We start from the raw sequence: 14,853 nt of genomic DNA, 5'->3' as shown, positions 1-14,853 counted from the left end.
CATCCTCTCAACAACTCCGTTACGTCGATTCAGGCGGCGGCCGGAAGGCGGCCTTCCCGTTGAATGACCTCCGAGGCGAGGCGCAGATAGGCCTGCGACCCCGCGCATTTGAGGTCGTAGAGCAGCACCGGCTTGCCGTGCGACGGCGCCTCGGAAACGCGCACGTTGCGGGGGATCATGGTCTCGTAGACCTTGTCGCCCATGAACTCGCGCACGTCGGCGACGACCTGGGCCGACAGGTTGTTGCGCGGGTCGAACATCGTCAGCACCACGCCCTGGATCGCCAGGCGCGGGTTGAGGGCACCCTTCACCTGCTCCACGGTGCGCAGCAGCTGGCTCAGGCCTTCGAGGGCGAAGAATTCGCATTGCAGCGGTACCAGCACCGCATGCGCCGCGGCGAGCGCGTTGAGGGTGAGCAGGTTGAGCGAGGGCGGGCAGTCGATCAGCACGTAGGTGAAACGCTGGTCCTCCGGCATCTCGCCCCGGTCGAGGGGTTCGAGGGCCCGGCGCAGGCGCTGCGCCCGGTCGGCCGCGCTCGCCATCGCCATCTCGAGACCGAGGAGATCCATGGTCGAGGGAACCAAGGACAGGCGCGGGACGGCGGTAGCCTGCACCGCCTCCGCCAGGGGCGCTTCGCCGGCCAGCACGTCGTAGGTCGACAGGCGCCGCTGGCGCCGGTCGATTCCGAGGCCGGTCGAGGCGTTGCCCTGCGGGTCGAGATCGATGATCAGCACGCGCTCGCCGATCGCCGCGAGCGCCGTGCCGAGATTGATCGCCGTGGTGGTCTTGCCGACGCCGCCCTTCTGGTTGGCAAGCGCGATGATGCGCAGGGGCCGCGCGCTGTCGCCGGCCTGCGCCTCGGGAGATTCCGCGATCATGGGAGAAGGCCGCTCACACTGGAGATGCGGACGATCCTGGCATCAGAATCGGTCCAACTCGGGATCAGATCCGCGGTAAATCTCCACCTTTCCTCCGCCTCGGTCAATTCGGTTAAGACATCACGGCCTTTCGGAAAAAGCCCTGTGGCGCCGTTTTTCAACAGTGGGGCGGTCCAGGCGAGGAGCTGGGACAGCGGCGCCAGTGCCCGGGCGGTGACGATCTGCGCCTCGGCGAAGCCGCCGATCACCGTCTCGATCCGCGCGACATGAACCTTGGCCGCCGCGCCGGTGAGCCGCGCGGTCTCCTGCAGGAAGGCGCCCTTGCGGCCGTTGCTCTCGACGAGGTCGACGTGGAAGCCCGGCCGATCGCGCCCGGCAATCGCCAGGATCAGGCCCGGGATGCCGGCACCGCTGCCGAGGTCGAGCCAGCGCGTCGCATCGGGCGCGAGCGCCAGGAGCTGAAGCGAATCGGCGACGTGGCGGGTCCAGACCTCCGCCAGCGTGGAGGGACCGACGAGGTTCTTGATCGATTGCCAGCGGGTGAGCTGGGCGACGTAGAGGTCGAGCGCCTCGGCTGTTTCACGTGAAACGCCGGCTTGGCGCAGGACGGCATCGCGGCCGACGGCGGATATCTTCATTCAGCCGAAACCTGTAGGGAGGGAGTACGGCGGGCATGCGCCGCCAGCAGGGTCAGCGCCGCCGGGGTCACGCCCTCGATGCGTGCCGCCTGTCCGAGGGTGAGGGGGCGGACCTTGTCGAGCTTCAAACGCAGCTCGTTCGACAGGCCGGCGATACCGCCGTAATCGAGATGGTCCGGCAGGGTCACCGCCTCGTCGCGCCGGAACGCCGCGATATCGGCTTTTTGCCGGTCAAGATAGACCGCGTAGGTCGCGTCGGTGCAGACCCGCTCGGCGAGGGCAGGGGGGATCGCGGCAAGCTGAGGCCAGACCGCGGCGAGCCGCTCCCACCCGATCTCCGGGTAGGACAGGAGCTGGAAGGCGGACCGGCGGATGCCGTCGCGGTTCAGCACGATGCCGTGGCGCTCGGCCTCGGTCGGGGTCAGGCTGAGATCGTCGAGCATCCGCCGGGCCTGCGCCAAGGCGTCCTGCCGCGCGGCATGGTGGGCGGCCCGCCCCGCCGAAACGCAGCCGAGCCCTAGGCCGCGGCCGGTCAAGCGTTCATCGGCATTGTCGACCCGCAGGCTGAGCCGGTACTCGGAGCGCGAGGTGAACATCCGGTAGGGCTCGCTGACCCCGTGGGTCACGAGGTCGTCGATCATCACGCCGATATACGACTCGGCCCGGTCGAACACCGCGAGGTCGGCCTGGCCCGCCAGGAGGGCGGCGTTGAGGCCGGCGACCAGCCCCTGGCCGGCCGCCTCCTCGTAGCCGGTGGTGCCGTTGATCTGGCCCGCGAGGAACAGGCCGGCGATGCGGCGCGCCTGGAGCGTCGGGTCGAGCTCGCGCGGATCGACGTAATCGTACTCGATCGCGTAGCCGGGGCGCAGGATCACCGCCCGCTCGCAGCCGGGCAACAGGCGGACGATGCCGTACTGCACCTCCTCCGGCAGGGAGGTCGAGATGCCGTTCGGATAGACCGTCGGATCGTCGAGGCCCTCCGGCTCGAGGAAGATCTGGTGACCGTCGCGGTCGCCGAACCGTACGACCTTATCCTCGATCGACGGGCAGTAGCGCGGGCCGCGGCTGGTGATGCCGCCGGAATACATCGCCGAGCGGTGCAGGTTGGCGCGGATCAGGTCGTGCGCCGCCTGGCCGGTGCGGGTGACACCGCACTCGATCTGGGGCGTGGTGATGCGCGTGGTCAGGGTCGAGAACGGCACCGGCTCGTCGTCGGCGGCCTGCTTGTCGATGCCGTGCCAGTCGATGGTGCGGCCGTCGAGGCGCGGCGGTGTCCCGGTCTTGAGCCGGCCCAGCGCGAAGCCGTGCCGGTCGAGGGTCGCCGAGAGGCCGAGAGCCGGCGCTTCGCCGATGCGGCCGGCCGGCATGGTGACCTCGCCGATATGGATCAGACCGCGCAGGAAGGTGCCGGTGGTCAGGACGACGGCGCGGCAGGGGAGGGCACGGCCGTCCGTCAACACGGCACCGGCGACCCGGCCGTCGGCGATGGTGAGGTCTGCGACCTCGCCCTCGACGATGGTCAGGTTCGGGGTGTCGGCGAGCGCGGCCTGCATTGCCCGAGCGTAGAGCTTGCGGTCGGCCTGGGTGCGGGGCCCGCGAACCGCCGGACCCTTGCGGCGGTTGAGCAGCCGGAACTGGATGCCGGCACGATCGGCGACCCGGCCCATCAGGCCATCGAGGGCATCGACCTCGCGGACGAGGTGCCCCTTGCCGAGGCCACCGATGGCCGGGTTGCAGGACATCGCCCCGAGCGTGTCGCGGCGATGGGTCACCAGGGCGGTGCGGGCCCCGTAACGCGCGGCGGCGGCGGCCGCCTCGGCGCCCGCATGCCCACCGCCGACGACGATCACGTCGAAGGAGGAATCATCTCTGTGCATGGGGTGATTAGGGGCCGCCGGCCGACGACGTCAATCACCCTGTCGGCGCCACGCGCGTTTCACGTGAAAACTCCGCGGGACCGGCGGCGAGAAGGCTACTTGCCGATGCAGAACCCGGCAAAGAGCCGGTCCAGCATTTCCTCGACGCCCACCCGGCCGGCGACCTCGCCGAGAGCGCGGACCGCGAGGCGCAGATCCTCCGCGACCAGTTCCGCCGGCAGGGTGTCACCGTGAACCGCTACCCTATCGAGATGGCGCATGCAGGCTTCGAGCGCGAGACGCTGACGTTCGCGGGTGACCAGGGCGTCGCCGCTTCCGAGCGAGGTCGCGGCTTCACGCTCGATCTCGGTCAGGAGACGATCGACGCCGTCCCCCGTCCGCGCCGAGATCGCGATCTCGCCCTCCGCCCGGTCTCCCGGCACGTCTCGCTTGGTCGAGACCACGCGGAAAGGAACCGGGAGGGCAGGGGGCTCGGCTCCGCCCGGCTCGCGCAGCCAGAGGACGAGGTCGGCCTGCTCGATGCGGCGACGGCTGCGGGCGACGCCCTCGACCTCGATCGCGTCGCTAGTCTCGCGCAGGCCGGCGGTATCGACCAGCAGCACCGGCAGCCCGCCGAGATCGCACCGTACCTCGATCGCGTCCCGGGTCGTGCCCGGAACCTCCGAGACGATCGCCACGTCGCGCCGGGCCAGCGCGTTGAGCAGAGTCGACTTGCCGGCATTGGGCGCGCCAGCGAGCACGACCGTGAAGCCTTCCCGCAACCGCTCGCCTCGCCGGCCATCGGCGAGGATGGCGCGGATCTCGTCCCGCACCCGCGCGGCCGCGATGCGGCCCGAGGCGGTCAGCGCTTCGTCGTCGACATCGCCCTCGTCGGAGAAATCGAGGGCGGCCTCGGTGCCGGCGAGCACATCAAGCAGCGTGTCGCGCCAGCGTTCGACCGCCCGGCCCAGCGCCCCATCGAGCTGGCGCACGGCCTGGCGCCGTTGCGCCTCGGTCTCGGCCTCGATCAGGTCGGCCAACCCCTCGACGGCGGTGAGGTCCATCCGGCCGTTGAGGAAGGCCCGCCGGGTGAAGGCACCGGGCTCGGCCGGCACCAAGCCCGGCCGTGCGCCGAGGCTGCGCAGAGCCGCCGCACGGACCGCCGGGCCGCCATGCAGGTGCAGCTCGACCATGTCCTCGCCGGTTGCGGTACCGGGGCCGGGCAGCCAGGCGACGAGGGCCTGATCGAGGAGTTCCCCGGTCTCCGGCTCGCGCAGGGTGCGCAGGGCGAGGCGGCGCGCCGGCGGCAGCGGCGTCCGGATCAGGGCCGCGAGGGCGGGGCCGGCCTGCGGGCCGCTGATCCGCACGACAGCGACGGCGGCACGGCCGTGGCCAGTGGCGGGGGCGAAGATGGTGTCGGGCGCGAGCATCGGGTGATCGGGGGAGGGGGCATCGAAAAGGGTGGCGCCGTGGCTAGCACGATCCGGTCTTGCCGCCGAACGGATCGGGACGGGCGGCGTCTTGCTAACTGCGTCGTCAGCCGGAGCACAGTGCCGCCTCCGTGCGGAGCCCGCGATACCGTGGCCTGCCCGGTGCCGGACCCCGGCCAGGCGGAGACGGGTGCACGCAAGCAGGCGCCGAACTCGGGCCCCTCCGGGCGAGGACCTTTGTCGCCGGCCTCCCATCCGCCGGGGCGCCACGTGCGGGCATCCGAGCCGCGGGATGCGGTGTCCGAGAGCGGGGCTGGATATGAAAACGGCGCCCCTCTCGGGGCGCCGCGCGTGAGCCTGACGATCGCGACCGAAGGGGCCGGATCAGGTGTTCATCGAGTCGAAGAAGTCGCCGTTGCTCTTGGTCTGGCGCAGCTTGTCGAGCAGGAACTCGATCGCGTCGGTGACGCCCATCGGGTTGAGGATGCGGCGCAGCACGTAGGTCTTCTTGAGCGCGTCCGGCGGGACCAGCAGTTCCTCCTTGCGGGTGCCCGAGCGGGTGATGTCGATCGCCGGGAAGATGCGCTTGTCGGAGACCTTGCGGTCCAGGATGATCTCGGAGTTGCCGGTGCCCTTGAACTCCTCGAAGATCACCTCGTCCATGCGGGAGCCGGTGTCGATCAGCGCGGTCGCGATGATCGAGAGCGACCCACCCTCCTCGATATTGCGGGCGGCGCCGAAGAAGCGCTTGGGCCGCTGCAGGGCGTTGGCATCGACACCGCCGGTCAGCACCTTGCCGGAGGACGGCACCACGGTGTTGTAGGCGCGGCCCAGCCGCGTGATCGAGTCGAGCAGGATGACGACGTCGCGGCCATGCTCGACGAGGCGCTTGGCCTTCTCGATCACCATCTCGGCGACCTGGACGTGGCGGGTCGCCGGCTCGTCGAAGGTCGAGGCGATGACCTCACCCTTCACCGAGCGCTGCATGTCGGTGACCTCTTCCGGCCGCTCGTCGATGAGCAGGACGATGAGGTAGCACTCGGGGTGGTTCAGGGTGATCGACTGGGCGATGTTCTGCATCAGCACCGTCTTGCCGGTGCGCGGCGGCGCCACGATCAGGGCGCGCTGGCCCTTGCCGATCGGCGCGACGATGTCGATGATCCGGGGCGAGAAGTCCTTGCGGGTCGGCTCCGCCAGTTCGAGCTTGAAGCGCTGCGTCGGGAACAGCGGCGTCAGGTTGTCGAAATGGACCTTGTGCTTGATCTTGTCCGGGTTCTCGAAGTTGATGGTGTTGACCTTGAGCAGCGCGAAGTAGCGCTCGCCGTCCTTCGGGCCCCGGATCGGCCCCTCGACGGTGTCGCCGGTGCGCAGGCCGAAGCGGCGGATCTGCGTCGGCGAGATGTAGATGTCGTCCGGGCCCGGCAGGTAGTTCGAGTCGGAGGAGCGCAGGAAGCCGAAGCCGTCCTGCAGCACCTCGACGGTGCCGGCGCCGATGATCTCGACGTCCTTGGCAGCGAGCTGCTTCAGGATCGCGAACATCAGCTCCTGCTTGCGCATGGTCGAGGCGTTCTCGACCTCGACCTCCTCGGCAAAGGCCAGGAGCTCGGTGGGGGTCTTGGACTTGAGATCCTGCAGCTTCACCTCGCGCATGGCGGGGGCGGCCGGGGTCTCGATCGGGGCGAGCGTGTCTTCGATCATGGGATATCGGGGTGCGAGGCGAAGCTGGGGAGCGTCGTCATGTCGGGACAAGTCCGGCCGCCGCGGGTCGCGGCGTTGAGCGGAAAGCAACGGGGTGGCCGAGGCGGGCACCGGTCGCGAAATCGTCGCCTGATGTGTCCCGGAGGTCGCGCGGAGGAACCGGATCGGTCCTGGATGCGACGTGACAAGACGATGGAGGAGGGAACGACTTTATGTAGCGGCTCCGCGGCACCGACTCAAGTCCCCGCAGGGGAAAAGTGACGCGTCGCCGGGACCGACGAAGGGATGAGGGCGACCGTCAGCGGCGCCGGAGGCGGATGTAGAGCGCGCCGCCGCCGCCATGGTGGTGGGCGGCCTCCTCGAAGCCGACGACCAGGGGGCGCAGCTCGGGCAGGCGCAGCCAGTGCGGGACGCTGCGGCGCAGGACGCCGCGCTCGGCATAGGGATCGTCGCCGCCACCGCCCTTGCCGGTGACGACCAGCACCACCGCGTGCCCGGAGGCGCGGGAGCGGTGCAGGAAGCCGATCAGCGCCGCATGCGCCTCGGACTGGCGCATGCCGTGCAGGTCGATCGCCGCGTCGACGCTGCGCGAACCGCGGCGCAGGCCGGTCCGCACCCGGCGCTCCAGAGGCGCCAGCGGCGGCAGCACCGGCGCGGGCGGCGGAGGCGGGCTCGCGCTCTTCGAGGCCCCCTTGGGGGCAGGTCGCGCCACCTTGGCGGGCCGCACGAATTGCGGCGGAGGAGGCACCGTGGGCGCAGGGGCGGGCGTCGGCACCGATACCGGGGGAGGGGAGGGCGCGACGGGGACGGGCGCCCGCCCGCGCAGCGGCACGATCAGGCGGGAGATCTCGGCCCAGAGCCGGCTCTCCTCGGTGGTGAGGCGGCGGACACGGCGGGGACGGCGCGGCTCGGTCACGGCGCAGCCCCCGGCGCATCCGGCTTCGGCAGCAGCACGACGAAGCGGGCCGGGTCGCGCAGGAGCCCCGCCGTGGCACCGGCCCGGGCGCCGGTGCCGAGATAGAGGTCGCCCCGGGCCGGGCCGACGATGGCCGAGCCGGTATCCTGGGCGATCACGAGGCGGCGCAGCGGGACGCTGCCGCCCTCGGGCTCCGGCAAAGCCCCGTCGAGCCAGAACGGCAACCCGTAGCGCCACAGGGTGGCGTCGACCGCGAGGCTGCGCCCGGCGGTCAGCGGCGCGCCCGCGGCACCGCGCGGCCCGGTCTCCGGGGCGCCGTCGTCGAGACGGAAGAAGATGTAGGAGGCGTTGCGGCGGATCAGGTCGCGGGCGATCGCCGGGTGGGCCCGCAGCCAGCCGGTCCAGCGCTCGAGCGTCAGGCCCTCGAGGGGCAGATGGCCACCGGTGACGATCAGCCGGGCGACCGAGGTGTAGGGCCGGCCGTTGCGCCCGTCATAGGCGAGGCGGACCGAACGGCCGTCGGGCAGGCGGACCCGGCCGGAGCCCTGGACCTGCAGCACCAGGAGGTCGACCGCGTCGCGCAGCCAGACCAGCGGGCGGGTGCGCGGCCCGAGCGCCCCGTCCTCGATCGCCGCCCGGTCGGGATAGGGCGTCAGCGCGTCGCCCTCGCGGCGCGCGGCGCGGAGCGACGGATCGAGACCGGGCCGGGTCTCGCCGGGCTCCAGGGAAACGAGGTCGTCGGGGCGCGCCAGGGCCGGCACGGTGAAGTCCGGCGTCGGCACCGGGGAGCCGTCGAGCTCGGGTTCGAAATAGCCGGTGAGGAAGCCCGCCCGGCGCTCGGCCGGAGTCTCCCGGGCCGGCCGCAGGACCCGGTAGGCGGCGAACCGGCGCAGGAAGAACTCCCGCGCGCCCTCGGAGGGCACGGCCGCGGCGGCGGCGCAGGCCGCCGCGAGGTCCTGGCGCGGCGCGTCGGGGGCGGCCTCGGCGAGGACCGGCGCCTGGGGCTGATCCGGTCTGCAGGTCGCCCGGAACGCCGCGAGCGCCGCCGTCAGGTCGTCGTCGCCAAACCCCGGGAGGGCGTCGAGGGCGACGGGCTCGAGCACGGCGTCGCCGACGCGCAACGGGGCGGCCTCGGCCCGGCCGGCGAGGAGACCGGCGAGAAGCAGCGCTGAGAGGCGGGAACCGGTGCGGAGACCTCTGCCCGAGGGGAACCTGCGAGGGCGGGGTCTGCGAACGCGACCGGGGACGGAACGGTAGGGGCCGACGGCCGGCGGCATGGGCTTGACGGGCTCCGGCCCCGGAAATGTGGCGATGCTGGGTGGGGTCGCGGTGGGCGACGGTCGTTCGATCTTGGTCGATGCCCGGCGGACGATCAAGCCGCCGGAGCGGCGAACCGGTGGGGTGGCGTGGCCCGGCTCCGCGGCGGGAGCCGGGCTTCGGCCTGCCTACTGCCCGGCCTCGGTGGCGACGAGCTGCCAGTTCGGATCGCGGCTGCCGAGCGTGCGGGCGAAGGTCCAGACGTCGGTGACGTCCACCACCTTCTCGGGGCTGCCGTCCACGACCTGGCCCTGCGGGCCCTTCGTGGCGGTGATCAGCTTCGAGAGGTAGCGCACGGTGACCTGGGCGACGCGGTTGCGCACATCGACCCCGACGATCTCGGCCCGGTCGATCGACACGAAGGTGGTCTCGACGGTCTGGCCGGCGCGCTCGCGGCCCTGGATCGCCCGCTCGAACCCGTCCGCGACCTCGCGCGAGAGCAGGGTCTTGAGGGTCTTGCGGTCGCCCTTGGCGAAGGCGGTGACGATCGTCTCGTAGGCGAGCTTGGCGCCGTCGGTGAAGCCGCGGGGATCGAAGCCGGGCTCCTGCTGGATGATCAGGTCGAGGCCGCGGGCGGCGGGCGAGTTCGGCTCGACCACGCCCTTCCAGTTGCGCGGCACCGCCGTCGCCACCGGGGCGGCCGCGGCGCGCTCGGCGCCGGCGCCCGGCAGCCGCACGACGTTGTCGCCCTCGCGCGTGGCGGCCGGCGGCGGCTCCTCGCGGCGGGCCAGCGGGTTGAAGGGCGGCCGCTCGCTCCCGGTCTTCTGTCCGAGGACGGACCGGAGCTTCCAGATCACGAAGACCGCAAGCCCGAGGAAGATGAGGGTCGTAAGGTCGAGGGAATCCTGCATCATCGATCCGTTCATCGATCCGTTCTTGGCGGCCTTACGCGGAGCATTCCTGACCGTCCCGGCTCAGCGTGCGATACATTCGGCGCGTCGCCGGCTTTGGCACCGGCACCGGGGGATGGCAAGAACCTCGGCCGGGACCTCGGCGAGAGCTTCGGCAAACACCTCGGCAAGTCCCAGAGAACCACGGCAAACCCCCGGCCGGCGCCGCGCGGCGGGCCCATGGAGACGATATGGGGCCGAGGGGCCGTCGTATCCAGGCGGCGCCTCGCGAGGATGTGCCCGTCCACGCGCAAGGTGCCGCAGCGGGCGGGCCGGCCCTCGGCCTGTCGCAGGGTCAATGGGTCGGAGGAGACGATCGGCCGCTCTGCTTGTTCACGCGCTGCGGGCATGATAGCCGCAACCCCGCCGTCGCGCGCGCCGATTTGCGCGCCAGCGTGCGACGGTTCGTCGTTACGTCCAGCCCTCGAAGGAACCCTCCGCCATGGCCGATTCCCCGGTACCGAACGGCAACGGTGGCGCCGCGGCGCAGCCCGACGACCTCACCCCGACCCTGAATGCGCTGGCCCAGTACGCCAAGGACCTCTCCTTCGAGAACCCGAACGCGCCGCGCTCGCTGCAGCCGCAGCAGCAGGGCCCGCAGATCAACATCCAGGTCAACGTCAACGCCAAGCAGCTCGCCGAGGAAGACTTCGAAGTCGACCTGCGCCTCGAGGGCGATGCCAAGATCGGCGCCGAGGTGCTGTTCGCGTTCGAGCTGACCTATTCCGGCATCTTCCGCCTGCGCAACATCCCGCAGGACCAGATGCACCCGGCCGTCATGATCGAGTGCCCGCGGCTGCTGTTCCCGTTCGCCCGCCAGATCATCGCCGACGCGGTGCGCAACGGCGGCTTCCCGCCGCTCTACATCGACCCGATCGACTTCGTCGGCCTCTACCGCCAGAAGGCCGCCGAGGCGCAGGTCCAGGGCGGCACCGCGTAAGCTTCCCCGCGAATGCGGACCGGGGCGTTCACCGCCCCGGTCCGCACGAAAATCCCGATCCGGGACGAAAACGTTTCACGGGAAACGACCGTCCTACTCGGCGAGAACCGGCACCAGGGACGCGACCAGCAGCCCCGCTATGGCGAGGTTGAACAGACGCACCGATCGCCGCGAGCGCAGCAGCCGCGCGGTGCCGACCCCGATCAGCGTCCACAGGGCGACGCACGGGACGGCGACGAGCCCGAACACCAAGGCGAGAACCAGCGTCGCGGCGAGCGACGCGCCGTCGGCATCCGTCGTGTAGGCGGCGAGCGCCCCGGCGGCGATGATCCAGGCCTTCGGGTTGACCCACTGGAACAGGGCCGCCTGCAGGACGCCGAGCGGGCGTCCGGACGTCACAGGGGTCGCCGCCCCGGGCGTCGCCACGGACTCGGTCGCCGGATCGGGATCGGCGGTCGCGATCTTCCAGGCGAGCCACAGCAGGTAGACGGCCCCCACCCACTTGAGTACCGCATGGACCCGCGGATCGGCGAGCAGGGGCAGGCCGACGGTGCCGAGCATGATCAGCATCACCGGGAAGCCCGCCGCGATGCCGAGCATGTGCGGCATCGTGCGGGCAAAGCCGTAGGTGGCACCCGAGGCCACCACCATGGTGTTGTTGGGCCCGGGCGTCGCCGACATCGCCACGGCGAAGGCGCTGGTCGAGAGAAGCCAGGTCCAGTCGATCATCGATTCCTCTCCCGCGAACCGGTGCCGACGGCGCGGCCTCGGGGAGAATTCTCGTCCAGTTTTCACGGCTGTACAATCGATGGATGCACGGTTTTCAGGATCGGTCGGCATCCCGGCACCCGAACGACCCCCGGAACCCTGGGGCAGCCGACCGCAGGCCACCGCCTCCGCTCCCTCTGGACTCCCGCACCCGGATCGGGCGATGGGGAGCCCGCGCAGCGCGAGCGGCTGCGAGCGTGGAAAGACGACGGGATGGCGCACTGGCTCTACAAGTCCGAGCCTTCGGTCTGGTCGTGGGACGACCAGGTCGCCGCGGGCGAGGCGGGGACGTACTGGAACGGGGTGCGCAACCACGTCGCCCGCAAGAACCTGGAGGCGATGCGTCTCGGCGAGCAGGGCTTCTTCTACCACTCGAACGAGGGCAAGGCGGTGGTCGGCATCGTCGAGGTGATCCGCACCTACTATCCCGACCATACCGACGAGACCGGCCGCTTCGGGATGGTCGACCTCAAGGCGGTGGTCGCCCTGCCGCAGCCCGTCACCCTGGAGGCGATCAAGGCCGAGACGGCGTTGCGCGAGATGGTGCTGGTCAACAACTCGCGCCTCTCGGTGCAGCCGGTCAGCGAGTCGGAGTGGGCGCTGGTGCGCCGCATGGGTGGTCTATGACGGGCCGTCTCTGAATGGGGACCCGCAAGGAGCGTCGCTCTCGGTGGTTCCTGGCCGCTCTCGGGCTCGCCGTCGCCGCAGGCCCGGTAGCGGCGCAGAGGGCCAAGGCTCCGGGGAAGCCCGCACCCGACAAGGCGGCCGTGCCGACGAAGGTCGTAGCCTGCGCCTCGCTCGCCAACCTGCGCATCCTGATGACCGAGACGGCGGGCGATTCCGCGGCGATCAAGGCGCGGCTGGCCGATCCGAAGGCCGACCATCTCGGCTGCGCCCGGTTCGGCCCGGACCGGGTCGAGGGCAACGCCGAGCGGGTTGTGGTCGGCGGCACCGCCTACGATTGCCTGAAGGTCAAGGAATCGAGCCTGTGCCGCTGGGCCCTGTCGGGCGTGCCGGCGGAGGCCCCGTAGAGCAACACCCGATCGCCCTGCAATCGGGTGTTGCTCCAAGTCTTTGGCTTTGCCGCATCCTCCGACGAACCGGTAACCGCTTCGTCGGTAGACGCCTCAGCCGGTCCGGGATCAGACGCTCCAGTACGGCGTCGCCTTGAAGTACTGGTGGACGTGCTCCTCCCAACCGCGGTCGAAGGAGGGGTCGTTGCCCTCCGCCGAGGCCGGAGGGGCGGCGCGCAGCTGCTCCTCGGTGAGGTCGACCACGTAGGCATCCATCTCGGGCGCGAAGCGCAGGGTCGACCACGGGAGGGTGTGGTAACCCTCGCCGATGCCGAGAAAGCCGCCGAAGCTCATCACGGCGTAGACCACCTTGCCGGAGGCCTTCTCGATCATCAGCCGCTCGATGCGGCCGATGCTGTCGCCGTTGGGGCGACGCACCGCGGTGCCCTCGACGCGGTCGCTCGCGATGAGGGCGTTGGTCTGGGTGGTGGTCTGGCTGCCCATGTCGGAACGGTCGCCGATCGTCGGTGCGACGGTGGTCATCGGGCTTGTCCTCCGGTTCGTGTCCGCAGCGCGGGTGTCGGGTTGCCCCGGCAACGCCGGCGCGCGGGCGCCTGTTCCGGTGCCGCTGCGGCGAATGGCGGAGCCGGGAGGCGGGTTTCCCGATGCGGAGCGGAGCGCTAGCTTGGCCCCATGCCGATTCGCCGCACCGCCGTCCTGACGGTCCTCCTCACGCTCGCCGCTCCCGCCCTCGCGCAGGATCGCGGCACCCTGCATCCCAAACCGCTGCCGCCGCTCGCCAACCCGGACGACCCGTCGACGCCGGCCAAGGCCCTGTTCGGGCGCGCGACGACGCCGGCGGCCCTGCCGCCGCAGGCGATCGGCGGCTACGCGCGGGGCTGCGTGGCGGGCGCCGAGGCCCTGCCGATCGACGGCGACACCTGGCAGGTGATGCGCCTGTCCCGCAACCGGAACTGGGGCCACCCGCGGCTCGTCGCGTTCCTGGAGAAGATCGCCGCCGAGGCGCCGCGCAAGGCGGGCTGGCCGGGGCTTCTCGTCGGCGACATGTCCCAGCCCCGGGGCGGGCCGATGCTGACCGGCCATGCCTCGCACCAGCTCGGCCTCGATGCCGACATCTGGCTGACCCCGATGCCGGACCGGCGCCTGACCCGGGCCGAGCGCGAGGAGATATCGGCCACCAACGTGGTGCGGTCCGACCGGCGCGACATCGACCCGAGCGTGTGGCGGCCCGAGCACCTGAGGCTGATCAAGATGGTGTCCCGCGAGCCCGAGGTGGCGCGGATCTTCGTCAACCCGGCGATCAAGCTGGCGCTCTGCCGCGAGGCGGGCTCGGACCGGAGCTGGCTCACCAAGGTCCGGCCGATCTACGGCCACAACTACCACTTCCACATCCGGCTCGACTGCCCGGCGGGCGACGCGGCCTGCCACGACCAGGACCCGCCGCCTTCCGGCGACGGCTGCGGCCCCGAGCTCGATTACTGGTTCTCGGACGCGATCCTGAACCCCAAGCCGCGCCCACCCGGCAAGCCGCGCCCGTCGATGACGCTGGCGGGCCTGCCGGATGCCTGCCGCACGGTGCTGAAGGCGCGCTGAGACGGCGCGTGAGCGAAGCCGAAATCCGCGTAGCGAAGCAACCAATCGGATTTCGTATGACGAGAGGGCAGGACCGGCCGGGAGCCGGTCCTGCCCTCTTTCGAATCACTCGACCTCTTCAGGTCACTCGGCCGCGACGCCGACCCCGACCGGGCAGGACACGCCGGTGCCGCCCAGGCCGCAATAGCCGCCCGGGTTCTTCGCCAGGTACTGCTGGTGGTACTCCTCGGCGAAGTAGAACGGCCCGCCGTCGCGGATCTCCGTGGTGATCGGGCCGAAGCCCCGCGCCTTCAAGGCGCCGCCGTAGGCCTCGCGAGACGCCTCGGCCTCCGCCAGGCGGGTCGCGTCCGACAGGTAGATGCCGGAGCGGTACTGCGTGCCGACGTCGTTGCCCTGGCGCATGCCCTGGGTCGGGTCGTGGCTCTCCCAGAAGGTCTTGAGCAGGCTGGCGAACGGCATCGCGGCGGGATCGTAGGCGACGAGCACGACCTCGTTGTGCCCGGTCATCCCGGAGCACACCTCCTCGTAGGTCGGGTTCGGCGTGGTGCCGGCGGCGTAGCCCACCGCGGTGACGAACACCCCGTCGCCGAGCTGCCAGAACTTGCGCTCCGCGCCCCAGAAGCAGCCGAGGCCGAACACGACGGTCTCGATCCCGGGCGGGTAGGGGCCCTTCAGCGGATGGCCGTTGACGAAGTGGCGGTCGGCCGTCGGCAGGGGGGTCGGCCGGCCCGGCAGGATCTGGTCGGGGGCCGGCATCTCTGCACGCTTGCGGAAGAACAGCATCGGGTCGCTCCGGTCACGGAACGGGGCCTTGCGGCCCCGGAGGCGCTGTCGCCTCGTCACGCGACGGATGTGGGATGCCGGGTGCCGTTCCTGAAGAGCGATGCTTGCGCGC

General features: G+C 71.3%; 15 protein-coding genes. 4 read left to right on the top strand and 11 right to left on the bottom strand.

Features of this window, described 5'->3' with window-relative positions; all coding sequences use genetic code 11:
- Positions 1 to 29 precede the first annotated feature (29 nt).
- The 8 genes from V3T34_RS12235 to V3T34_RS12200 form a co-directional block, all read right to left on the bottom strand.
- A complete protein-coding gene (locus tag V3T34_RS12235; protein ID WP_060845323.1) occupies positions 30 to 878 on the bottom strand; it encodes a ParA family protein in 849 nt (282 codons plus the stop codon).
- Entirely contained in the window at positions 875 to 1,516 is a 642-nt protein-coding gene (rsmG, locus tag V3T34_RS12230) for a 16S rRNA (guanine(527)-N(7))-methyltransferase RsmG (protein ID WP_305076515.1), read from the bottom strand. The genes V3T34_RS12235 and rsmG overlap by 4 nt, the downstream gene beginning before the upstream one ends.
- A complete protein-coding gene (mnmG, locus tag V3T34_RS12225) occupies positions 1,513 to 3,393 on the bottom strand; it encodes a tRNA uridine-5-carboxymethylaminomethyl(34) synthesis enzyme MnmG (protein ID WP_305076516.1) in 1,881 nt (626 codons plus the stop codon). The genes rsmG and mnmG overlap by 4 nt, the downstream gene beginning before the upstream one ends.
- A gap of 95 nt (positions 3,394 to 3,488) precedes the next feature.
- Positions 3,489 to 4,802 carry a tRNA uridine-5-carboxymethylaminomethyl(34) synthesis GTPase MnmE gene (gene mnmE / locus V3T34_RS12220; RefSeq protein WP_305076517.1) on the bottom strand — a complete coding sequence of 438 codons (1,314 nt, stop codon included), beginning with the start codon at positions 4,800 to 4,802 and terminating at the stop codon, positions 3,489 to 3,491.
- A 384-nt stretch (positions 4,803 to 5,186) separates the two neighbouring features.
- A complete protein-coding gene (gene rho, locus V3T34_RS12215; RefSeq protein ID WP_048461698.1) occupies positions 5,187 to 6,500 on the bottom strand; it encodes a transcription termination factor Rho in 1,314 nt (437 codons plus the stop codon).
- Between the two features lie 298 nt (positions 6,501 to 6,798).
- Positions 6,799 to 7,416, bottom strand: coding sequence for a Smr/MutS family protein (locus V3T34_RS12210; RefSeq protein WP_060845319.1), 618 nt, complete (start codon positions 7,414 to 7,416; stop codon positions 6,799 to 6,801).
- The gene (gene mltA / locus V3T34_RS12205; protein WP_407942698.1) at positions 7,413 to 8,537 is read right to left on the bottom strand and encodes a murein transglycosylase A; all 1,125 of its coding nucleotides are present in this window, start codon (positions 8,535 to 8,537) and stop codon (positions 7,413 to 7,415) included. Before mltA ends, V3T34_RS12210 begins: the two co-directional genes overlap by 4 nt.
- Before the next feature lie 324 nt (positions 8,538 to 8,861).
- Positions 8,862 to 9,584, bottom strand: coding sequence for a Tim44/TimA family putative adaptor protein (locus V3T34_RS12200; RefSeq protein ID WP_175539874.1), 723 nt, complete (start codon positions 9,582 to 9,584; stop codon positions 8,862 to 8,864).
- 481 nt (positions 9,585 to 10,065) lie between these two features.
- Here V3T34_RS12200 and secB point away from each other — a divergent pair, with 481 nt between their 5' ends.
- Positions 10,066 to 10,563: a protein-export chaperone SecB gene (gene secB, locus V3T34_RS12195; RefSeq protein WP_060845317.1), complete on the top strand. Its 498-nt coding sequence runs from the start codon at positions 10,066 to 10,068 to the stop codon at positions 10,561 to 10,563.
- A 93-nt stretch (positions 10,564 to 10,656) separates the two neighbouring features.
- Here secB and V3T34_RS12190 read toward each other — a convergent pair whose 3' ends face one another.
- The gene (locus V3T34_RS12190) at positions 10,657 to 11,292 is read right to left on the bottom strand and encodes a LysE family translocator (protein ID WP_305076519.1); all 636 of its coding nucleotides are present in this window, start codon (positions 11,290 to 11,292) and stop codon (positions 10,657 to 10,659) included.
- Between the two features lie 252 nt (positions 11,293 to 11,544).
- Here V3T34_RS12190 and V3T34_RS12185 point away from each other — a divergent pair, with 252 nt between their 5' ends.
- Both V3T34_RS12185 and V3T34_RS12180 read left to right on the top strand, forming a co-directional pair.
- Positions 11,545 to 11,958, top strand: coding sequence for an EVE domain-containing protein (locus tag V3T34_RS12185; RefSeq protein ID WP_060845316.1), 414 nt, complete (start codon positions 11,545 to 11,547; stop codon positions 11,956 to 11,958).
- 140 nt (positions 11,959 to 12,098) lie between these two features.
- Entirely contained in the window at positions 12,099 to 12,362 is a 264-nt protein-coding gene (locus tag V3T34_RS12180) for a hypothetical protein (RefSeq protein WP_236012951.1), read from the top strand.
- Between the two features lie 111 nt (positions 12,363 to 12,473).
- Here V3T34_RS12180 and V3T34_RS12175 read toward each other — a convergent pair whose 3' ends face one another.
- Positions 12,474 to 12,848 carry a PRC-barrel domain-containing protein gene (locus V3T34_RS12175; protein WP_060849135.1) on the bottom strand — a complete coding sequence of 125 codons (375 nt, stop codon included), beginning with the start codon at positions 12,846 to 12,848 and terminating at the stop codon, positions 12,474 to 12,476.
- A 189-nt stretch (positions 12,849 to 13,037) separates the two neighbouring features.
- Here V3T34_RS12175 and mepA point away from each other — a divergent pair, with 189 nt between their 5' ends.
- Complete coding sequence (gene mepA / locus V3T34_RS12170) at positions 13,038 to 13,958, top strand: penicillin-insensitive murein endopeptidase (RefSeq protein ID WP_305076521.1); 921 nt, start codon at positions 13,038 to 13,040, stop codon at positions 13,956 to 13,958.
- Between the two features lie 123 nt (positions 13,959 to 14,081).
- Here mepA and msrA read toward each other — a convergent pair whose 3' ends face one another.
- Entirely contained in the window at positions 14,082 to 14,741 is a 660-nt protein-coding gene (gene msrA / locus V3T34_RS12165; protein ID WP_060845313.1) for a peptide-methionine (S)-S-oxide reductase MsrA, read from the bottom strand.
- Positions 14,742 to 14,853: the final 112 nt, after the last annotated feature.

Source organism: Methylobacterium ajmalii, from assembly GCF_036448855.1.
Lineage (GTDB): Bacteria > Pseudomonadota > Alphaproteobacteria > Rhizobiales > Beijerinckiaceae > Methylobacterium > Methylobacterium ajmalii.
This window is presented reverse-complemented; position numbering and strand designations above follow the sequence as displayed.

Coding starts and splice junctions, on each gene's coding strand:
- V3T34_RS12235 (WP_060845323.1), bottom strand. CDS start 878: ATGATCGCGGAATCTCCCGAGGCGCAGGCCGGCGACAGCGCGCGGCCC.
- rsmG (WP_305076515.1), bottom strand. CDS start 1,516: ATGAAGATATCCGCCGTCGGCCGCGATGCCGTCCTGCGCCAAGCCGGC.
- mnmG (WP_305076516.1), bottom strand. CDS start 3,393: ATGCACAGAGATGATTCCTCCTTCGACGTGATCGTCGTCGGCGGTGGG.
- mnmE (WP_305076517.1), bottom strand. CDS start 4,802: ATGCTCGCGCCCGACACCATCTTCGCCCCCGCCACTGGCCACGGCCGT.
- rho (WP_048461698.1), bottom strand. CDS start 6,500: ATGATCGAAGACACGCTCGCCCCGATCGAGACCCCGGCCGCCCCCGCC.
- V3T34_RS12200 (WP_175539874.1), bottom strand. CDS start 9,584: ATGCAGGATTCCCTCGACCTTACGACCCTCATCTTCCTCGGGCTTGCG.
- secB (WP_060845317.1), top strand. CDS start 10,066: ATGGCCGATTCCCCGGTACCGAACGGCAACGGTGGCGCCGCGGCGCAG.
- V3T34_RS12190 (WP_305076519.1), bottom strand. CDS start 11,292: ATGATCGACTGGACCTGGCTTCTCTCGACCAGCGCCTTCGCCGTGGCG.
- V3T34_RS12185 (WP_060845316.1), top strand. CDS start 11,545: ATGGCGCACTGGCTCTACAAGTCCGAGCCTTCGGTCTGGTCGTGGGAC.
- V3T34_RS12175 (WP_060849135.1), bottom strand. CDS start 12,848: ATGGGCAGCCAGACCACCACCCAGACCAACGCCCTCATCGCGAGCGAC.
- mepA (WP_305076521.1), top strand. CDS start 13,038: ATGCCGATTCGCCGCACCGCCGTCCTGACGGTCCTCCTCACGCTCGCC.
- msrA (WP_060845313.1), bottom strand. CDS start 14,741: ATGCTGTTCTTCCGCAAGCGTGCAGAGATGCCGGCCCCCGACCAGATC.